General features: G+C 37.0%; 19 protein-coding genes. 13 read left to right on the top strand and 6 right to left on the bottom strand.

The window, feature by feature from the left end:
- The first annotated feature begins 78 nt into the window (after nt 1–78).
- The 6 genes from AC6IWN_RS11300 (at nt 79) to AC6IWN_RS11275 (ending at nt 7,688) form a co-directional block, all read left to right on the top strand.
- A complete protein-coding gene (locus AC6IWN_RS11300) occupies nt 79–495 on the top strand; it encodes a MerR family transcriptional regulator (RefSeq protein WP_497987516.1) in 417 nt (138 codons plus the stop codon).
- Nucleotides 496–517: 22 nt separating this feature from the next.
- Complete coding sequence (locus AC6IWN_RS11295; RefSeq protein ID WP_497987515.1) at nt 518–1,966, top strand: MFS transporter; 1,449 nt, start codon at nt 518–520, stop codon at nt 1,964–1,966.
- 25 nt (nt 1,967–1,991) lie between these two features.
- Nucleotides 1,992–3,710 (top strand): ABC transporter ATP-binding protein, encoded by a 1,719-nt coding sequence (locus tag AC6IWN_RS11290; RefSeq protein ID WP_497987514.1) that lies wholly within the window; start codon nt 1,992–1,994, stop codon nt 3,708–3,710.
- A 2-nt stretch (nt 3,711–3,712) separates the two neighbouring features.
- Entirely contained in the window at nt 3,713–5,563 is a 1,851-nt protein-coding gene (locus AC6IWN_RS11285; protein WP_497987513.1) for an ABC transporter ATP-binding protein, read from the top strand.
- Nucleotides 5,564–5,623: 60 nt separating this feature from the next.
- Nucleotides 5,624–6,754: a DUF4317 domain-containing protein gene (locus AC6IWN_RS11280; RefSeq protein ID WP_497987512.1), complete on the top strand. Its 1,131-nt coding sequence runs from the start codon at nt 5,624–5,626 to the stop codon at nt 6,752–6,754.
- 73 nt (nt 6,755–6,827) lie between these two features.
- Nucleotides 6,828–7,688: a YitT family protein gene (locus tag AC6IWN_RS11275; protein WP_497987511.1), complete on the top strand. Its 861-nt coding sequence runs from the start codon at nt 6,828–6,830 to the stop codon at nt 7,686–7,688.
- 117 nt (nt 7,689–7,805) lie between these two features.
- Here the strand turns inward: AC6IWN_RS11275 and AC6IWN_RS11270 are convergent, their stop codons facing one another.
- Nucleotides 7,806–8,465 carry a Crp/Fnr family transcriptional regulator gene (locus tag AC6IWN_RS11270; protein WP_497987510.1) on the bottom strand — a complete coding sequence of 220 codons (660 nt, stop codon included), beginning with the start codon at nt 8,463–8,465 and terminating at the stop codon, nt 7,806–7,808.
- 108 nt (nt 8,466–8,573) lie between these two features.
- Here AC6IWN_RS11270 and AC6IWN_RS11265 point away from each other — a divergent pair, with 108 nt between their 5' ends.
- Nucleotides 8,574–9,272 carry an ATP-binding protein gene (locus AC6IWN_RS11265; RefSeq protein ID WP_497987509.1) on the top strand — a complete coding sequence of 233 codons (699 nt, stop codon included), beginning with the start codon at nt 8,574–8,576 and terminating at the stop codon, nt 9,270–9,272.
- 12 nt (nt 9,273–9,284) lie between these two features.
- Here the strand turns inward: AC6IWN_RS11265 and AC6IWN_RS11260 are convergent, their stop codons facing one another.
- Nucleotides 9,285–9,434 (bottom strand): hypothetical protein, encoded by a 150-nt coding sequence (locus AC6IWN_RS11260; RefSeq protein WP_497987508.1) that lies wholly within the window; start codon nt 9,432–9,434, stop codon nt 9,285–9,287.
- 177 nt (nt 9,435–9,611) lie between these two features.
- Nucleotides 9,612–10,016, bottom strand: a complete 405-nt coding sequence (locus AC6IWN_RS11255; protein WP_497987507.1) for a hypothetical protein — start codon at nt 10,014–10,016, stop codon at nt 9,612–9,614.
- 340 nt (nt 10,017–10,356) lie between these two features.
- Here AC6IWN_RS11255 and AC6IWN_RS11250 point away from each other — a divergent pair, with 340 nt between their 5' ends.
- Nucleotides 10,357–11,082 (top strand): CAP domain-containing protein, encoded by a 726-nt coding sequence (locus AC6IWN_RS11250; RefSeq protein ID WP_497987506.1) that lies wholly within the window; start codon nt 10,357–10,359, stop codon nt 11,080–11,082.
- A 162-nt stretch (nt 11,083–11,244) separates the two neighbouring features.
- Entirely contained in the window at nt 11,245–12,000 is a 756-nt protein-coding gene (locus AC6IWN_RS11245) for a M15 family metallopeptidase (RefSeq protein WP_497987505.1), read from the top strand.
- A 236-nt stretch (nt 12,001–12,236) separates the two neighbouring features.
- Here AC6IWN_RS11245 and AC6IWN_RS11240 read toward each other — a convergent pair whose 3' ends face one another.
- From AC6IWN_RS11240 to AC6IWN_RS11230, 3 genes are all read right to left on the bottom strand, one after another.
- Nucleotides 12,237–12,773 (bottom strand): rubrerythrin family protein, encoded by a 537-nt coding sequence (locus AC6IWN_RS11240; RefSeq protein ID WP_497987504.1) that lies wholly within the window; start codon nt 12,771–12,773, stop codon nt 12,237–12,239.
- A gap of 56 nt (nt 12,774–12,829) precedes the next feature.
- Complete coding sequence (locus AC6IWN_RS11235; RefSeq protein WP_497987503.1) at nt 12,830–13,642, bottom strand: DUF2935 domain-containing protein; 813 nt, start codon at nt 13,640–13,642, stop codon at nt 12,830–12,832.
- A 130-nt stretch (nt 13,643–13,772) separates the two neighbouring features.
- A complete protein-coding gene (locus AC6IWN_RS11230) occupies nt 13,773–14,636 on the bottom strand; it encodes a YitT family protein (RefSeq protein WP_497987502.1) in 864 nt (287 codons plus the stop codon).
- Between the two features lie 169 nt (nt 14,637–14,805).
- On the opposite strand from AC6IWN_RS11230, the gene AC6IWN_RS11225 reads away from it, so the two are divergent.
- The 4 genes from AC6IWN_RS11225 (at nt 14,806) to AC6IWN_RS11210 (ending at nt 19,298) form a co-directional block, all read left to right on the top strand.
- Nucleotides 14,806–15,699, top strand: a complete 894-nt coding sequence (locus AC6IWN_RS11225) for a GNAT family N-acetyltransferase (protein WP_497987501.1) — start codon at nt 14,806–14,808, stop codon at nt 15,697–15,699.
- A 168-nt stretch (nt 15,700–15,867) separates the two neighbouring features.
- Nucleotides 15,868–16,860 carry a Gfo/Idh/MocA family protein gene (locus AC6IWN_RS11220; protein ID WP_497987500.1) on the top strand — a complete coding sequence of 331 codons (993 nt, stop codon included), beginning with the start codon at nt 15,868–15,870 and terminating at the stop codon, nt 16,858–16,860.
- A 153-nt stretch (nt 16,861–17,013) separates the two neighbouring features.
- On the top strand, nt 17,014–17,691 hold the full coding sequence (locus tag AC6IWN_RS11215; RefSeq protein WP_497987499.1) for a response regulator transcription factor: 678 nt from the start codon (nt 17,014–17,016) through the stop codon (nt 17,689–17,691).
- Nucleotides 17,688–19,298 carry a sensor histidine kinase gene (locus AC6IWN_RS11210; RefSeq protein WP_497987498.1) on the top strand — a complete coding sequence of 537 codons (1,611 nt, stop codon included), beginning with the start codon at nt 17,688–17,690 and terminating at the stop codon, nt 19,296–19,298. The genes AC6IWN_RS11215 and AC6IWN_RS11210 overlap by 4 nt, the downstream gene beginning before the upstream one ends.
- The last annotated feature ends 43 nt before the right edge of the window (nt 19,299–19,341 follow it).

Genomic DNA, 19,341 nt, shown 5'->3' with positions numbered 1-19,341 from the left:
GAGGCTTATGCAAAACAGATAATATATCTTTGTTCCTTAATGAAATTATTGTTATGCAACAGCCATTAGATGAAAGGTATGATAATTGTTATGGAGAAAAAGCTTTATCGAATTGAAGAGGTGGCGAAAATAACTGGCCTTACAAAGCGAGCAATCCGTTATTATGAGGATATCGAACTGATCAAACCAGTCAGAACTGAATCACAGTACAGATTATATTCCGATGATGACATTGAAAGGATATCGAGAATAAGATCTTATAAGGACAGTCTTGGCTTTAGTCTGAATGAAGTGAAGGATGTATTTGATCTAGAATTGATTATCAGAGGTATTATTGATGGGGAACATCAAGATAAGGAGATGATTGAAAAATCAATTCATTCAATCGGTAAACAGATTGAATTGATCGAGAAGAAAGAAGAAACGATGAAGCGAGTGAAAGCAAAATATTTGGATATATTGACTGACCTTGATACAAAAATCAACAATAATTAATCCACCATAGGAGATGACGAAAATGAAACAAGATAGATATAAATGGATTGCACTTTCCTGCACATCAATGGGTGCATTGTTTTCAGTATTAAGCGGAAGTACATTAATGATGGCACTTCCTGTAATTATGAAGGATTTAAAAGTGGGCATGGCATTAGTAACCTGGATTTTGATGGGATATATGCTAGCGATGACCATATTAGTCCCAGCTATCGGCAGAATTGCAGATATGTGGGGGAGAAAGAAATTATATGTGAGTGGTTTCGCGATATTTACAATTTCTTCTTTATTATGTGCAATATCACAGACAGGGACTCAGCTGTTGATATTTCGATTAATTCAAGCTCTTGGAGGAGCGTTAATGGTTGCAAATAGTACTGCGATTGTTGCAGATGCATTTCCAAAAAGTGAACTTGGAAGGGCACTGGGAATTAATAGCATGATTATTAGTATAGCCTCAATCGCAGGTCCCATTCTTGGTGGATTTTTGATAAATATCGGATGGAGAAGCATATTCTATATTAATATTCCAATCGGTATTATCGGAACTCTTTGGGCAGCTTTTATGCTGAAGGAGGGAGAGATTATAACAACAAAACAGAAGTTTGATATTAAGGGAACGATAACATTCTCGTTTGGCATGCTTGCTCTATTAATCGCTCTTACGATAGGTGGATTTACCGGGTGGTTCCATACTTCTGTTATAGGGTTAAGCGTAATATCAGTAATGTTGTTAAGTGCTTTCGTGCATATTGAAAACAGAACAGAAGACCCCATGCTTGATATGAAGCTTTTAAAAACAAGAGTACTTGCTTTTGCATATGCCAGCAATCTTCTTAATGGGATTGCAAGAGGTGCGGTTACATTCTTATTAATCTTTTATTTTCAGGGGATTAAAGGCATTGATCCAATTCAGGCAGGGATTTTACTTGCACCATTTGCTATCTCGATGATGGTTGTGTCCCCGGTTAGCGGTTATCTTTCGGATAAATACGGCGCAAGAGTGCTCAGCTCGGTTGGACTACTGATTTCTGCAGCCGGTCTTTTTGGAATGATGTTTATCACGAAGAACACATCTATGGTAGAATTAATGGTATGGATGTTAATTATGGGTTTTGGTTCCGGAATGTTTTTCTCGCCGAATACCTCTGCGATTATGAGTATTGTGCCTGCAAATAAACGAGGGATTGCGGCCGGAGTGAGAACGATGTCAATGAATGCAGGCAATGTATTAAGTATAGCGATATCTATGGCTATTATATCTTCCTCCATATCACCGGATGCGATGCAGGCTTTATTTGTAGGAACTCAAGTGGGGTCAAAAGGAATTGCAGTAGGTCAATTTATGGGCGGACTTAGAATGGCATTTATGATATCATTTATATTTAGTATAATCGCAGCGATAATTTCCTATTCCAGAGGGGCAGAACCGGATTGGTCATCGGATGGTAAGTTGGATTCATTGAGTTAGTAAGATATGAAATGAGGGATGTAGATTGAAGTTGTACGAAAAATATTTCAGGAGATATAAAACCCCTTTTTTAGTTGCACTCCTATGTGTATCCCTTGAAGCATTCTGTGATTTGTTAGGTCCGACTCTTATGTCACATATTATCAATAGTGGAATCGAAAAGGGAGAGTTAAGCCAGGTCTATTATTGGGGCATGATGATGCTGTTTGTGACTTTGATAGGAGCATGCTTTGCAGTGATACGAAACAACTTGGCAAGCTATGTATCACAAAGAACGGGAGCAGATCTTAGATCTGATTTATTCGAGAAGATAATGTCCTTTTCGGAAGTTAGCGCTGATAAAATTGAGAATGGCTCACTAATTACCAGAATGACGAATGATACTGCTCAGATTATTCAGTGTGTTAATGGAACCATGAGGATATTCATGAAAGCTCCAATTACCTGTATAGGAAGTATTATATTAGCAACCATAATGAATCCGCGGTTAAGTCTTATTATCTATGGGGTAGTTATCCTCGTATCAATATTAATCTATATCAGCATGAAATTCAGTTATCCTAGATTTTATCAATTACAGAAAGCGGTTGATCGCGTTAACTCAAGGGTTCAGGAATATCTGATCGGAGTACGGCTGGTGAAGGCCTTTGGTACATACGATAGTGAAACAGATAAATTTGATAAGGAAAACAGTAATTTAATGACAAAGGGCGTGTCTTCCCAGATGGTAATAACAGTAATCTCACCGATATTGACATTAGTGGTTGGATTAGGAACGGTAACTGTTATTCTAGTCGGCAGCAGATTATTTCAAAGGAATCTGGCGAATACCGGAGATATGACTGCATTTACCATCTACATGGCTCAAATACTGAATTCACTAATAATGATTACGAATATATTTACCGTGTTTGTCCGAACGAAAGCCTCCACTACACGTATTCAAGAGGTATTTGATTGTGATGAGGATTTCGCTGGGAGCGAGAAGGAGCATCATCTATACGGAAGTATTGCTTTTGAACGAGTTAGCTTTGCGTATCCCGGCGGCAGCGGCGTTCCAGCAATAAAGGATTTGTCCTTCTCGGTTAATCGGGGTGAAAGTCTGGCAATTATCGGACCCACCGGCAGCGGTAAATCTACAATCGCTTGGCTTCTGTTGCGTTTTTATGATACGGACAGTGGTAAAATCCTCTTGGATAATTATGATATAAAAAGTTTGGGAGTAGATGAGATTCGGAACAATATCTCAATCGTACCTCAAAAGCCGATGTTATTCTCCGGTTCGGTAACGGATAATATACGTTGGGGTAAGAAGGATGCATCAATTGATGAGATAAAGCTGGTAACGGAGAAAGCTCAGGCAGACTTCATTACACAGATGAATAGTGGCTATGACAGCATTCTTGGAAGTGGAGGAGTAAATCTATCCGGAGGACAAAAGCAGCGGATCTCCATAGCACGTGCAATGATAAAACAATCACCGATATTAATTCTTGATGACGCTACAAGTGCATTAGACGCTGTGACAGAAGCGAAAGTTCGGGATAATCTTAGAGCATCACAACATTGTCAGACGCTAATTACTATAACACAGCGGTGTGGAACTGCGATGCTAGCTGATAAGATTCTTGTTATAGAGAACGGAAGAAAAGTCGGTTTTGGTTCCCACGAGGAATTAATGAGGGCTTGTGAAGTATATCAGGATATTTATCATACGCAGATAGAAAGTGGAAAGGAGGCATAAATATGGCTGAGCCACTTCAACAGAGGGGACCAACATTAGGTCACCGTCCGGGAGCCGGAAGGGATCGCTTCGCGCCCACTGCAAAGGCGAAAAATGCAAAGGGAACCTTGTTTCGTATCATTCAAATCTATATGCGATGGGGGAAGACTATATTTGTTGCTATCTTACTGACCGGTGTTTCTTCTGTGATATCAGTCGCAATTCCATATTATATCGGTAAAAGCTTTAATACCTTTCATATGAAGGATAGAAGTGTAGATGTTAACCGGCTCACTTTTTTATTAATTGTGATTCTATCATTTTATATTACAAATTGGTTGATAAATTTAATTAATGGTGTAATCACGCTGAAGATATCCCAGAAATTAGTTTTAACGCTTCGCAGTGAATTCTTCCGGAAGATGCAGAAGCTACCGTTAAGTTTTTATGACACCCGGTCTCATGGTGATACGATGAGTCGAATTACAAATGATGTGGATAATATCAGCACTGTTATCGCTCAAACGACAACTCAATTAATTTCAAGCGTGCTCACCTTGATCGGCTCCTTAATCGTGATGATTCGATTGAATATTCCATTGACGTTTACTGTTCTTTTATGTGTACCCTTGGTAACACTTTTAACGAAGTTAATTGCCTCTAGAAGCCGTGCGTACTTTTTGTCTCAGCAGAGAAGTCTTGGAGCTTTGAATGGTGTAATAGAAGAAAGTATACTCGGACTTAAGATGGTGAAGGCCTTTGAACGTCGTGAGGAAGTAATCGTTCAGTTCAAGGAGATCAATGAGAATTTGCAAAGGAGCAGTACTAAAGCGCAAATTTGGTCCGGATATATGATGCCCCTTATGAATGTCATTAATAATTTAATATTTGCAGTGGTATCCATTGTAGGAGGGATCTTATCAATACAAAATGGGCTTGCAGTTGGTACGGTTGTGAGCTTCTTGAGCTATTCGAAGCAATTTGCTCAGCCACTTAATTCGGTAGCAGGAATGTTTAATACAATACAATCTGCACTTGCGGGTGCAGAGAGGGTATTTGAAATATTAGATTATGAAGAAGAAACTGCTGATGTGGATAAAGCAATCATTATAAAAAATCCAACCGGTGAGGTCGTTTTTTCTGACGTGTGCTTCTCCTATGATAGGAATAGGCAGATTCTTAAGAATGTTTGCTTTCAAGTGAAACCGGGAGAGGTTGTTGCGCTAGTAGGGGAAACCGGTGCTGGGAAAACTACAATTGTTAATCTTATGACTCGGTTTTATGATGCAGATAGCGGAAAGATTTTAATTGATGGAATTCCAATAACCGATATAAAAAGAGATAGCCTAAGGAAATGCTTCTCTGTAGTGCTGCAAGACACGAACTTATTCGGTGGTACCATTAAGGATAATATTCGGTATTCTAATATTAATGCGGATGATGAACAGGTGATTTTGGCGGCTAAAATAGCACATGCACATGATTTTATCGATAAATTACCAAATGGATATGATACGATTGTGTCAGCCTCAACGGATAATTTGAGTCAGGGACAAAAGCAACTGATATCCATCGCCAGAGCGGTTCTCTGTGACAGTCCGATATTGATTTTAGATGAGGCAACCAGTAGTGTGGATACAAAGACAGAAAAGGAGATACAGAAGGCTTTGGTATCACTTATGAAAAACCGTACCAGCTTTTTAATTGCTCACCGCCTGTCTACAATCCGTGATGCGGATAAGATTATGGTTATTGGAGATGGACAAATTCTAGAATACGGGAATCATCAAAGCCTTATGAAATTGAAAGGACAATACTATGAGATGGTGATGAGTCAGATGGGATATAGTGTTACTGCGCTACCTATCACTTGATTATAAGTTAATGAGATGATAAACTGTTTTTGAGAATAAATTACTGGGAGGAGAATGCAGATGATCAATAGTGAAATATCTGAAATTAAAAAACAATTTAATCATGAGAATTGTTCTATTACAAAGGTCAGCGGATGTTATGTTGACGGAGAAAAAGAGATTAAGTCAAGATTTACGGAATCCTTTCTCTGTATGCCGGAGGAAGAAACCTTTAAATATTTTGAAATCTTTAAAAAGACCTTATCCGGTTCAGTTGGAAAGAATCTAATGAACATGGAGTTTCCTACCGAGAGTGAGTTTAACGGAGGAACGCAAGAGTTCTTACTTAAGCTTCGGGATAGTGAATTAAAAGAGGAAGAATTACTGGATGAATTTTATCAGAAGATTGTGCAGTTGTATGATTTTGTGGGAAGCTACTTAATCTTAGTAATATATGCTGCTTATGACGTTCCAGGAAAATCAAAAGATAGACAGTTTATGGAGGATGCCTCCGATGAGGTTTATCGCTTTATATTAAGTTCCATCTGTCCGGTTAAACTCTCAAAACCTGGACTTAGCTATAATACCGATACAAATCAGATTCAAAAGCGTATCCAAGATTGGGTGGTAGGAGCTCCTAACAACGGATTCTTATTCCCAGCTTTTAATGATAGAAGTACAGACATACATAGCATACTGTACTATTCCAAAGATTCCGAAGAGTTACACAATGAATTTGTTGATGGTCTACTTGGATGTGATGTGCCAATGACTGCAGGGATACAAAAAGAAACCTTTCAAACCTTGGTGAAAGAGACACTCGGGGAAGAATGCGAATATGAAATCGTAAAGAATATTCATGATAAATTAAATGAGATAATTGAAGAACATAAAATGAAGGAAATTCCGGAGCCTTTGGTTCTTGATAAGACAGAAGTTAAAACCCTCTTATCCGATAGCGGAGTTGAGGAGGAAAAGCTGATTGAATTTGATAAGAACTTTGATGCTATGACTGGGGAGAATGCCACATTGCTTGCAGCGAATCTTACTAGTACCAGAGCTTTTGAAGTGAAAACACCGGATGTTGTAGTGAAGGTAAATCCGGAGAGAACGGATTTGATTCAAACCAAGATGGTGGACGGACGAAAATGTATCGTAATTGAAATTACGGACGAAGTTGAGGTAAATGGAATGGTGGTAAAACCACTGTAATGAATTAGGGTAAACTCATCTACGGAATAACATAGCTTATTGAATAGATGGAGATTTAATATAGGGGGAATATATGAAAAAAAAACAAAATAACGTCTATAAGATATTAAAAAAATATTTTTTATTATTGCTGGGTGCCTTGATTGCTGCTTTGGGACTCGAAATATTTTTGGTACCGAATAGTATCATTGATGGTGGTGTTGTAGGTATCTCTATCATAGCTGGTCGATTAACACATATTCCAATTGCTTTTTTTACCTTTGTACTTAATGTTCCCTTTTTGTTTTTGGGGTATAAACAAATTGGTAAAACCTTTGTAATTACATCGCTCTTTTCTATAACAATGTTCTCAATATTTATGTATCTATTCCACCCTATCTCAGAATATACAGGAGATGTATTACTTGCAACAGTATTTGGCGGAATTATATTAGGGGTAGGAGTTGGTTTGATCATACGATATGGCGGATCGTTGGATGGTACAGAGATTATCGCAATTATCTTGTGTAAGGGTGGTATGTTTTCCATCGGACAGATTGTAATGATATTTAATGTATTCATCTTCTTGTTAGCAGCTCTTGTGCTAGGACGAGATCGTGCATTATATTCCATGCTTGCGTACTTTGTGGTGCATAAAGCAGTTGATATAGTGATTGAAGGTTTCGACGAAGCCAAAGCAGTTATGATCGTGACGAATAACGGAGATGAAATCGCATCTGCCATAAATGATCGTTTAGGACGTGGAGTAACTTTCCTTGAGGGAAGAGGAGGATTTACGAATGATTCTAAAACAGTGATTTACTCCGTAGTCTCACGTCTCGAGCTTTCAAAGATGCGTGCCATCATTAATGATAAGGATCCGAATGCATTTGTAACGATTAATGATGTTGCGGATGTCATGGGTGGCCATCACGGAAAGAGAGCAATCCATTAAGGAGACTTGTTATATAAGAATCCATCAGCTGCATAATCCATTCTGCTGTATGAAAAGTTCACTGTATTAAGAATTCCGCTGAAAAGCCTGAGCGATTAGCTGTGTTTGAGGTTTTTCCTATAATAATGTAAACTGATTTTTGTGGTAGTCTAATATCCCATCCTTTTTTAATCGAGCGAGTTCGGCAGACATTGCACTACGATCAACGCTGAGATAGTCTGCCAACTCCTGCCGATTAAATGGAATCGAAAATTGGTTGGTCCCATTTTTCTGAGCTTCAGAAGATAGATAAGCAACCAGCTTTTCGCGGGTGGTGCGCTTTGATGTGAATTCGATCTTCTGGCTAAGTAATAGATTTTTCATGGACACAATTCTTAACATGTTATAAATTAATGTACTATGGAAGGAACATACCTGTGTGCAGGGAGAGATGATTCTTCGATAATCAATCCAAAGAATAACGCTTTCGGTTGTGCTGATAACACTGACCGGAAGCGTTTTTATATCAGCGCACACAAACGTTTCGCCAAAGAGCATTCCTTCGCTTAAGCTTGCAATAAGGTTACGGTTTCCGTAATAATCCTCTTTCACAACCTGAGTCTGTCCGGATAGTACAATTCCGATATTTGTAGTATTTTCTCCATGATGAAGGATCACCTGATTCTTACCATACTTTGCTGTTTTAGAAGAGAGACAGTTTAATACTGACTCAAGTTCTTCTTCCTTTAATCCTTCGAATAAAGTAACATTTTTTAAAATTTTATAATATTCTTTCAAATTATCCTCTTTTCGTTGTAAATACAACATACTTATTTGTTTCACTATAGTAAAATCAACACATAAAGTCAAGAACATAGATGTTTAATCATATAGGAGGAATAAATTATGTTAAGAAAAATTATAAAAATCGATGAAGAAAAATGTAATGGATGTGGATTATGTGCGGATGCATGTCATGAAGGAGCAATCGGAATAATTAATGGAAAGGCTAAATTATTACGTGATGATTATTGCGATGGTTTAGGAGCGTGTCTTCCACACTGCCCAACAGAAGCAATTGGATTTGAAGAGCGTGAGGCAGCAGAGTTCGATGAAGAAGCAGTATTAGAGAATAAACAACAGCAGCAGGAGGCGACACTTCCTTGCGGTTGTCCGGGAACAAATTCTAAAGCAATTCATAGAACAGAAGAAGTCGTTGAGAATACAGTAGGAAATATATCAAGTCAGCTACAGCAGTGGCCGATTCAAATAAAACTTGTACCGATCAATGCGCCTTACTTTAATAATGCAAATCTTCTGATTGCTGCTGATTGTACCGCTTATGCTTATGGAGATTTTCATAATCAGTTTATTAAAAACAGAATCGCTTTAATTGGATGCCCAAAACTGGATGAGGGTGAGTATAGTGAGAAATTGACTGCGATTATTAAAAATAATAATATTAAGAGTGTTACTGTTGTACGTATGGAAGTTCCGTGCTGTGGTGGCATTGAGCATGCAACTGTAACTGCTTTAAAAAATAGCGGAAAATTCTTGCCATGGCAGGTTGTTACAATCTCCACCGATGGCAAGATTTTAAACTAAAAAATATATTACTTACCCTTCTCTCGAAGGCATCTCTTGAGGATAGGAAGGGTTAACTGTGGAGGGCTTAGGTTGTTCAATTTCTGGTTTGGTGGTATTGGTATTATGAGGGTCTTGATCTCCAATTTGAGTGTTTTGATCATTATTATTACTATGTGTCATCATATAGCTCCTTTCATATGAGAATGTAAGTTTTAAACTTGCCTTCAATATTAAATCAAATTAATTTTGGGTAATTGCAAAACATAGAGTCTATGTTCTGCAATTACCCTATTTATATGAACGAAAGTTAGTGTGCTTACTGTTATTTAAATCGTAACCTATCCGCATCAGGTTCAATTATTTCTTCTTATTTGCACCTCGTTGTCTCATAAACGGAAATTCTCCACTCTTTTTAATCTCTCCAAACCGACTCATTAAATGTCCTTTTACTGCTGCAGCATCTTCTCTACTAATGATTTCAAACTCTACGAGTTTGTCTAAGAGTCTCATCTCGGATTTCATCTCGTCTTCAATCAATGCATAAACCTCTGCCTTTTGCTGAGCAGATAACGAATTCCATTTTTGGTTGGCTTTTACTACCGATTCTTCAAAAGCAGCTTTTCTCTCTTTATGATTATCATTCTTATCCGACAGTGTTACTGATTCTTTGTTCGTTTCAGTTGCATATGCACTCATTGGAAGAAAACTAGCACAACCAATCAGGCCTGCGATAGCAAAACTGCAAAATTTCGCTTTTAACATTAGCTTCCTCACTTTCTAAAATAACAGCGAGTACACTTCTTTCAAAATTAGTATTGCCTTTGTGATAAATAAAATGATAAGAAATAATGTTAATTCAATTAAATAATGGTAGATGGTTTTAAAAAGCCTTTTATATGGAACAACCGCTATAATGGTAATAATATCTGAATGCTTAAAAGTTATTATTAATATAAAAACATTTTGAAATACATAAATTTTTAAAATTATGGAAAGGATAAAATCGACAGATTTACCTGTATTAATGTAGTATTAAAAAGTTTAGGTAAGACACTCAATTAAAAACATACTTTAAAACAGACATGAATGTGGAGGTCGACAGATGAAAAAATTATTTGTAACATTAGCGTGCCTGGCTGTTCTGGCACTTTATGGGGCGTATGCTTATAATCAGAATATGATCAAATCAAATTCAGAAGGTAATACCGCCGATTTAGTCGTAACAAAAACACCTTATCAGAGTGGTCAATTGGCCACAAATGATACTACTCCGACGCCGTTTACTAATTCTACTTCAACACCAATGCCAACCGATAAAGCAATAGTATCAACAACCCCATCGGTATCAACAACTCCATCGATTATATCTTCTGCGCAAGTGACGAAAGCGCCGACTAAATCGGTTATAACACCAAAGCCGTCATCAAACACAAATAGCTCAGCATCTACCGGAATGGGTAGCTATGCAAGCGAGGTTCTTCGGTTGGTTAATCAACAACGTGCAAAAACCGGCTTGGTATCGTGTACAACAAATCAGACATTGTCTTCCGCATCCGGTAAGCGTGCAAGGGAAATCTCATCATCATTCTCACATACCAGACCAAATGGAGCCAGTTTTTCTTCCGTACTAGTAGAATATGGAATTCCTTACAGAGCAGCAGGGGAAAATATAGCTAGTGGTCAGAAGACACCACAGGAGGTTGTAAATGCATGGATGAATTCACCCGGACACAGAGCAAATATTTTGAACACAAAATATAGAAAACTGGGTGTTGGCGTTTATCAGAAAAATGGATCAATATATTGGACACAAGTATTCACAAATTAAATTTAATCATTATATAGTTAAACAATAATCATTCTAGGGTTTTTGCAATTGTATTAAAGTGCCATTGCGAAGACCCTAGAATATTTATTTCGGGTAGTGAATAATAATATGATAAGGATTGCATTAGTACACAGGTGCTGACGGAGAAAAGGGGAAATCGATATGGATGATTTTTGTAAAGATTATTACTCGGATGAAATAGCTCAGATTTCATACTTACCGTTTTTTAAAAGTGATAAAAAAGATCAATATACCATTTACAAACAAAAGCACCCTCATAAATTATGGGTGGATGTTATCACTTATGTAAATATTGGCCTTGATCAGGAGTTCTATCAGGGAATACATAGGGTAGAGGACCCGGGGAGTTTTACTATATTAGTGAATAAGTATCATCAGCTCGGAGAGGATTATATTCCGGCAGATCTAGAAAAAATCAACCCATTATTTAATTCTTATGGATTAATGTTGAGACATGAAGCTCGAGTTGCATTTGAAAAAATGTGTAATGATGCTCTGGAGCAAGGCGTTCACCTGGAAGCAATATCAACTTTCCGAAGCTTTTATTACCAATGGAAAGTGTACCTGAATAATATTACACCTTATATGTCCTTGGCAGAGTATCAACCGGATCGAGATAGGGTGTCGGCACGGCCGGGGCATAGTGAACACCAGACCGGATTAGCGGTAGACATCAATGAATTAGAGCAGAGCTTTGAACATACCTTGGCGGGGAAATGGTTAGTGGCGAATGCGCAAAGCTATGGTTTCATCCTTAGATACCCGAAAGGAAAAGAAGAGATCACCGGGTATGATTATGAGCCTTGGCATTTTCGTTATGTAGGGAAGGATTTAGCGGATGCTATCTATGAGAGTTCACTAACCTATGATGAATTCTATTCAAGATATATTCAGTAGATGTGAATGAAAATTAGGGCTGTTGCAAAATAATAATTATATCAAGGAACAATGTTATATTGCATCCTACACAGGTTGTAATCCAAATGGTGCATAATTGCAATAAATCGTTGTTTCTATAAACTATTATTTTACAACAGCCCTTTTTAAGCGCAGTTTGATCTAATTTCCAAACTGTGTAATAAGGATGCATAATCTGCCGCACGTTGTATGTATTTGAATTCGGAGTAGGAACGTCAACTCCCAGCAACATAAATCTGATAATAACCTTGAGGGAAGCCACAGATTGGGCAACGTTGTGGAGCACAGTCTCCAACCAAGATATTTCCACATTGCAAACATATCCAGAGCGATTGGGTTGGTTTGCAAAAAACCTGTTGTTGAATGATATCATCGTATTGAGTACGAAAGTCCAGATTATGATTTAGTTCAATATTGGCAATTCCGTTAAACAGAGCAGCGATATCGGCATAGCCTTCCTCTCTTGCAGTTGTGGAATATGATCTACATAGCGCATTTGTTTCAGTTCCAATATTGATCGAATCATATAGATTCGTCTGGGTATCAGGAATAACATCATTGTTCAATTTTCGTAAAAAGATCCGGGCATGCTCTTTTTCATTCCGTGCAGCAAAAGTAAATATATTACTGATCTGAATAAAGGTCTCCTGTCTAGCTTTGTCACTATATATATCAAATAAGGTGCTGATCATGAGTTTTCTCATAAACATGCTTTGGATATTCTGATATGTTTGGCTTTGCTTGAACTCCATATTGCCTCCTGTTACTGCATTTGTATAATAATATGAATAAGTTTATGGTTATATGATTATCGTTCCATTCTTGGGCTTGCCGGATCACAATCAGGTTTTCTTATATTGTCCGCGCTTTGGGATAATTTAAGTAAATAATAACACTCTTCACGATACATATGGTCTGCCATTAATGGAGTCAAGGTACCGAGAATCTTACTATCAATTCGTTGGTCGCGCAATTTGCTGAGAAAATCCATAAATTCCTTGATTAAATATTCGGCCTGTTCGTTGAGGCGATCCAAGGAAGGAAAGTTACTGATACCTGTTCGAAGGTATCCGTTCATCATATAGGATTTTGTCATTAAATCATGAAACGAGATTTCGAATTCATCTGCTAAATTAATAAGATCTTTCTCTATGAAATCTAATCCCGATAGGATAGAAGCGGAATGTCCAAATGCATCAGTTAACCATAATATATGATAGTGAATGGGATCCAGCAAAGGACATTGTCCATTTATTAAAGAATTAACTATAAAAAGATACTCTTCAAGTTCATTCAGCATGTCATTAAAAAATGATGGGGGTAGGCTTGAGTTAAGGGTAGAAGTAATAGAGAGGGTTAATAAATCTATCTTAAATTCACGTAGACGATGCGTAGCCTCATAGGCCTTTCGATTTAATTCTTCTAAGCTGGTAATAGTAGCATGCTTATGAGATTGCTCCAGTAAACTATCAAATAAGGCAATAAAGTCCCCTGCCATTTGTATGTAATCTGACTCGGTAGGAGCCAGAGAGAAATAAATAAAACGGGAGTGGTCACCCATAATTTGTAACCAAAATTGATGCTCCGATAATGCATAAGTCATATCAACATTACAATCCATTCTCTTAATCCCCCAAAATAATCAATTTTTGAAATAAACATTTGAGTATATGGTTTATTACTTAATAAATATATGCAGAGTATAGAAGGATTAGATTAATTATTATAACAAGGCTAGGTTTTTGGTGTTGCTATGTTCGAAAACCTCTTCCTATGATTTCACTGGTATTTGTTATAAAGATGAAGGCATTCGGATCTTGCTGTTTTATGAATTTTCTTAACAAAACAGCCTGTCCACGGTTCATGACTGTAATGATAATATGTCTGTTTTGATCGGAGTAAGCTCCTTTTGCAGCGAAAACAGTGGCACTACGGTGAATATCCTTAATGATAAAGTCGGCAATGGGTTTCGGGTTTTCACATATAATCGTAAAATACTTGTTTAAATTCAAGTTTTCAATGATCGTATCCACCAGGGTAGATTTTAGGAAAAGTCCCAAAGTTGAAAAAAGTCCAATTGTTACGCCAAAAACCGGAAAGGTGAGCAGCGTAAATAATAAATCACTGGTTAACAGAGCTCTTCCGATATCAAGATTACTATATTTTTTTAGTAACATAGCAATTACATCAGTGCCACCGGTGGATGCGCCTATGTTGAATAAGATAGCGGCGCCCAATGACGGAAGAATTACAGCAAAAGCCAGCTCCAAGGTAGGTTGATGCGTCAATGGTTTACTCATGGGGCAGATATATTCCAGAGCCTTTAGCGTTACGGATAATAAGATGGTGCCATAAGCAGTACGATTGCCGAAGCTTTTGCCTAAAAATATATAACCTACAATTAAAAGAATGCCATTTGCAATTAGGACGATAGTTCCTGAGCTGACTTTTTGATCAAATACATTACTAAGTATAATTGATGCACCGGTAACTCCACCGATAGAAAAATGATTTGGAAATTTGAAGAAATATACTCCAACTACTACAAGCATAATTCCTACTGTTATTACTGTGTACTCTTTGATTTTTTCTTTTATATTATTAATTCGTTCCATAAACAACCTCCTTTGCAGGCTGAAAAACTCACAATATAATATTTGCTTTGTTAAAATATTTTATACTACAAGATATAGCTAGCTATACGGGTTTGAAAACTATGTCAGAATCGATACCTCTGATTCTTCAAGTTAAAGTTTAAAGTAGTAAAATACGGGAAGATTATTATTGAGATTAATTGGAAGGAAGAAGGGAAGAGTATTGGAAATAAAAGAATATAACGATGCACAAATGTTTCTTAACGATTATGAATCAATTCTTCTTGAGCACGAATCAATCTGCCAACTTGTTTTATATTCTGCGTATAAATGCTGTGAAAAAAAGATTACTGATCAGGTTTTATTCGGAAGTGTAATAAAAGCAGGGAGCCCACAGATGTTCTTTGCAAATGTTCTGCCATATAATTTGGCTGTCTATGTCGCTCCGGAAAACACTGATTTATCATCAGTGATTGCCTTAGCGGATTATTTTGGCAATAACCATATCGAAATTAATGGTATCATCGGTAGATTTGATATATGTAGAGAATTTATAGAGGAATACAAGAAGCTTACCATGAGTCAGTTCAAAGAAATATGGGGGATGGATTTAATGGAACTACGCGAGCTTAAGGAAATGAATTTAATAGAGGGGACACATCGCCCGGCCTTACCGGAGGAAGCGAAATTGGTCGCAGAATGGATGATCGAATTTCAATTAGAAGCTTTCGCGCTGGAGTTAGATTATCAGGCAGCAAGAGTTAGAGCGGATCACTTAATTCATGATAATAAGGTATTCTTTTATGAGAATAAGGAGAACAAAGTGGCTACTATGGCAATCGCATCAAGAAATTTACCGCATGGTACTACGATTACCTACATTTATACTCCTGAAGAATTCCGTGGAAATGGGTTTGCCGCTGCAAATGTATTCTATTTGAGTATGGAATTATTAAAAACAGGCAACGATTACTGTACAATATTTGCTGACAAAAAGAATCCGCTATCCGAAAGATCTTATGAAAAAGTTGGATACGAAGTGATTGATCAAGTGTATGAATATCAATTGGTTCCAGAGGAATAATCTCACCAAATATCTATATCTCATATGGAATAAAGGATAGATTTCTTGCGTTTTATAGGGGTGAGGAGTAAAATAATATAACAGGCAAAACCGGATAGGTTATTCGTTATTTTCAGCAAATACACTGTTCCTGCCGGTCTAAACTAAAGATTTCATGGAGGACAAGATATGAAGACAATTCGTTGGGGTATTGTTGGTACCGGAACGATATCATCTGTTTTTGCTACGGCACTGAACTCATTGGATCATACAGAGATCGTTGCTGTATCATCTAGAACACAGAATAAGGCAGATAAATTTGCAAAAGAGTATTCTGTTAAGAAGGCTTATTCCAGTTATGAAGAGTTGGCTAAAGATCCCGAGGTGGATGTAATTTATATCGGGACACCTCATACCGAGCATAGAGATAACGCATCTCTTTGCTTGAAATATGGGAAAGCGGTACTCTGTGAAAAATCATTTACGTTAAATCAGTATGATTCATCATATTTAATAAATTTGGCTAAGGAGCATAATGTTTTCTTGATGGAAGCAATGTGGACAAAGTTTCTTCCGGCAACAAAAAAGGTAAAAGAGTGGATCAAGAGTGGTTTGATTGGAAAAGTAAAGTTCTTTAGAGTGAACTTTGGATTTACCAAGGAATTTGATGCAACGAATCGTTTGTTTAATCCTGATCTAGCAGGCGGAGCGTTACTTGATGTGGGCATATACCCGATTACTTATGTGATTCATATGATGGATCGCCTTCCGGATTATGTCACAAGCAGTGCTCATCTCGGTGTTACGAATGTGGATGAAATGAATGTGATTACTTTCCAATATAAAGAAGAAGGTGTATTGGCAGAGCTTAGCTCGGCAGTTACAGTAGATGTTGGCAAGGATGCAGTCATTATAGGGGATAAAGGTCACATTGTGGTTCCGAATTTCTGGATGGCGGACAATGCAAGTTGCTATGATACAGCAGGAAAACGGTTGGATACATTTTCCGCTAATTATCATCCGAATGGTTATATCTTCGAAGCAGAAGAAGTTAATCAATGTCTTAGAGATGGGAAAAGGGAAAGTAGTATGCTACCGTTACAGGATACCCTTGATATCATGAAATTAATGGACTCCTTGCGTAAGGATTGGGGATTGGTTTATCCTGGAGAGTGTAAATAGAATACATAATGTTGTACAAAAACTGAGGGGCTTATTTCACAATTCTGTCATAGTTGGATGATATAATTCATTAAAAGTATGGATGCTACATGGAATGAATACGAAGTTTACTAATTAATAGAAGAAATAATGGATTAACTATGGAGGTGCGATATGGATAAACTCAAAATCCTTGTTGTTGATGATGAAAGCCGAATGAGAAAATTGGTGAAAGATTTTCTGGTTCGTAAGGATTATGAAGTGATAGAGGCAGAAAATGGTGAGCAGGCAACGGATATCTTTTTTTCGAAGAAGGACATTGCATTAATTATATTGGATGTCATGATGCCGAAGATGGATGGGTGGCAGGTGTGCCGTGAAATTCGCCAATATTCAAAGGTGCCTATCATTATGCTTACTGCGAAGAGTGATGAAAAAGATGAATTATTAGGCTTTGATTTGGGGGTAGACGAATATATATCAAAACCTTTTAGCCCAAAGATTCTTGTGGCACGTGTTGAGGCGGTTTTGCGAAGAACTACAAATAGCGATGATGAGATGATCGATGTGGGTGGAATAGTTCTGGATAAATCGGCCCATCAGGTTAAAATTGATGGTGAGGAAATTGAACTTAGCTTCAAGGAATTCGAACTCTTGACCTATTTTGTAACGAATCAAGGGGTAGCCTTATCTCGTGAAAAAATCTTGAATAATGTATGGAATTATGATTACTTTGGTGATGCGAGAACAATTGACACTCACGTGAAAAAGTTAAGAAGCAAGATGGGAGAGAAGGGAGATTTTATTAAAACAATCTGGGGATTGGGTTATAAATTTGAGGTGGATGCATGAAGTACTCCATTAGAACGAAGATAACCCTATCTCTTACGATAGTAATCGTACTTACTCTGTTGATTACATGGTGTATCAACAGAACCTTCCTACCATATTATTACAGTCATAGCAAGATAAATAACATAGATGAGTCCTATGAGAAGATTTCTGATCTGATTCAGGAAGCAGGAGATCAGGAAAGCCTTACAGAGAAACAGCAAAAGAAAATACAAAAATATGAAACCCATTATGATGTACATGCATATATCATGAACTCTACAAGAGCTTTAAACAAGCAAAAAAAGCCTGACTTTTTTACGATGTATCCTGCAAATCAGATAAGTAAGAGAGAAGAAGATAAGATAAGAGATATGTTTCAGGAATACTTTAATTACTACAATCCTTATAAATATAATAAAAAACTTTTATTAGAAAGGGACAATTACTTTATCTTCAAACTTCATGACAAGGAGCTGGATTCGAATTATATTGATTTGTTTGGTATAGTCATTAATAATTCAGGTAAGGCTGGGCTAAAAGATCATACTCAGATAACAAAAAGCATACCCCAAATTCTTTATGGAATAGATGATAAGTTTATACTCATTCGATCCAATGTTGAGAGTATTGATGAAGGAGTCGCTATAGCAAATGAATTTTTAGCGTATGTAGGTATCCTTTCTGTTATAATGGGAACATTGGCTATGTTTATAATTAGTAAGCAGTTTACAAAACCGATTTTAGAGATGGCGGGAATTGCTAAGAAAATGACGGAATTGGACTTTGACATTAAGTATCCGATTAAGTCTGAAGATGAAATAGGCGAATTGGGTACCAGTATCAATACGTTATCCGATAGATTAGAATCAACTATTACAGAATTGAAACAAGCAAATAATGAGCTTATGACAGACATTCAAAGAAAAATTGAAATTGATGAGTTGAGGAAGGAATTTCTATCTAATGTGTCCCATGAATTGAAAACTCCGATATCATTGATTCAAGGCTATGCTGAAGGTTTAAAAGAAAATATTAATGATGATATAGAAAGTCGTGATTTCTATTGCGAAGTTATTATTGATGAAGCAGGTAAAATGAATAACTTAGTGAAAAAACTATTGAGCTTGAATGAAATAGAATTTGGAAATAATCAAGTCAATTTTGAACGTTTTGATATTGTTACATTAATTCGTTCCGTCATAGATTCTTCCGACATCTTGATAAAGCAAAAAGAAGTTACATTATACTTTGATAATACGGAACCAGTATATGTATGGGCAGATGAATTCCTGATTCAACAGGTAGTAAGTAATTATATCAGTAATGCTTTGAACCATGTTACCGGTAATCGAATCATTGAAGTTAAGTTGATACCGAGAGAGGACACCTTGCGAGTAGCGGTATTCAATACCGGAGATAATATTCCGGAGGATGAACTGGATAAAATATGGATTAAATTCTATAAGGTAGATAAAGCCAGAACGAGAGAGTATGGTGGCAGCGGTATTGGATTATCAATTGTTAAGGCAGTTATGAATTCTCATAATAAGGAATTTGGTGTAATTAATAGACCTGTCGGTGTTGAATTCTGGTTTGAGCTTGATATTAAGGCTGAATCCATTTAACAAAAAGAATAGAACATAATCGGAAAGGGAATAGCATGTTCCT

The organism is Variimorphobacter sp. HTMS_6 (assembly GCF_059717775.1).
This window is presented reverse-complemented; position numbering and strand designations above follow the sequence as displayed.

Bases quoted from the DNA above. Each gene is read 5' to 3' on its own strand.
- AC6IWN_RS11275 (WP_497987511.1), top strand. From the start codon at position 6,828: ATGAAAAAAAAACAAAATAACGTCTATAAGATATTAAAAAAATATTTT.
- AC6IWN_RS11230 (WP_497987502.1), bottom strand. From the start codon at position 14,636: ATGGAACGAATTAATAATATAAAAGAAAAAATCAAAGAGTACACAGTA.
- AC6IWN_RS11235 (WP_497987503.1), bottom strand. From the start codon at position 13,642: ATGGATTGTAATGTTGATATGACTTATGCATTATCGGAGCATCAATTT.
- AC6IWN_RS11300 (WP_497987516.1), top strand. From the start codon at position 79: ATGATAATTGTTATGGAGAAAAAGCTTTATCGAATTGAAGAGGTGGCG.
- AC6IWN_RS11285 (WP_497987513.1), top strand. From the start codon at position 3,713: ATGGCTGAGCCACTTCAACAGAGGGGACCAACATTAGGTCACCGTCCG.
- AC6IWN_RS11220 (WP_497987500.1), top strand. From the start codon at position 15,868: ATGAAGACAATTCGTTGGGGTATTGTTGGTACCGGAACGATATCATCT.
- AC6IWN_RS11245 (WP_497987505.1), top strand. From the start codon at position 11,245: ATGGATGATTTTTGTAAAGATTATTACTCGGATGAAATAGCTCAGATT.
- AC6IWN_RS11280 (WP_497987512.1), top strand. From the start codon at position 5,624: ATGATCAATAGTGAAATATCTGAAATTAAAAAACAATTTAATCATGAG.
- AC6IWN_RS11250 (WP_497987506.1), top strand. From the start codon at position 10,357: ATGAAAAAATTATTTGTAACATTAGCGTGCCTGGCTGTTCTGGCACTT.
- AC6IWN_RS11265 (WP_497987509.1), top strand. From the start codon at position 8,574: ATGTTAAGAAAAATTATAAAAATCGATGAAGAAAAATGTAATGGATGT.
- AC6IWN_RS11255 (WP_497987507.1), bottom strand. From the start codon at position 10,016: ATGTTAAAAGCGAAATTTTGCAGTTTTGCTATCGCAGGCCTGATTGGT.
- AC6IWN_RS11240 (WP_497987504.1), bottom strand. From the start codon at position 12,773: ATGGAGTTCAAGCAAAGCCAAACATATCAGAATATCCAAAGCATGTTT.
- AC6IWN_RS11210 (WP_497987498.1), top strand. From the start codon at position 17,688: ATGAAGTACTCCATTAGAACGAAGATAACCCTATCTCTTACGATAGTA.
- AC6IWN_RS11295 (WP_497987515.1), top strand. From the start codon at position 518: ATGAAACAAGATAGATATAAATGGATTGCACTTTCCTGCACATCAATG.
- AC6IWN_RS11215 (WP_497987499.1), top strand. From the start codon at position 17,014: ATGGATAAACTCAAAATCCTTGTTGTTGATGATGAAAGCCGAATGAGA.
- AC6IWN_RS11260 (WP_497987508.1), bottom strand. From the start codon at position 9,434: ATGACACATAGTAATAATAATGATCAAAACACTCAAATTGGAGATCAA.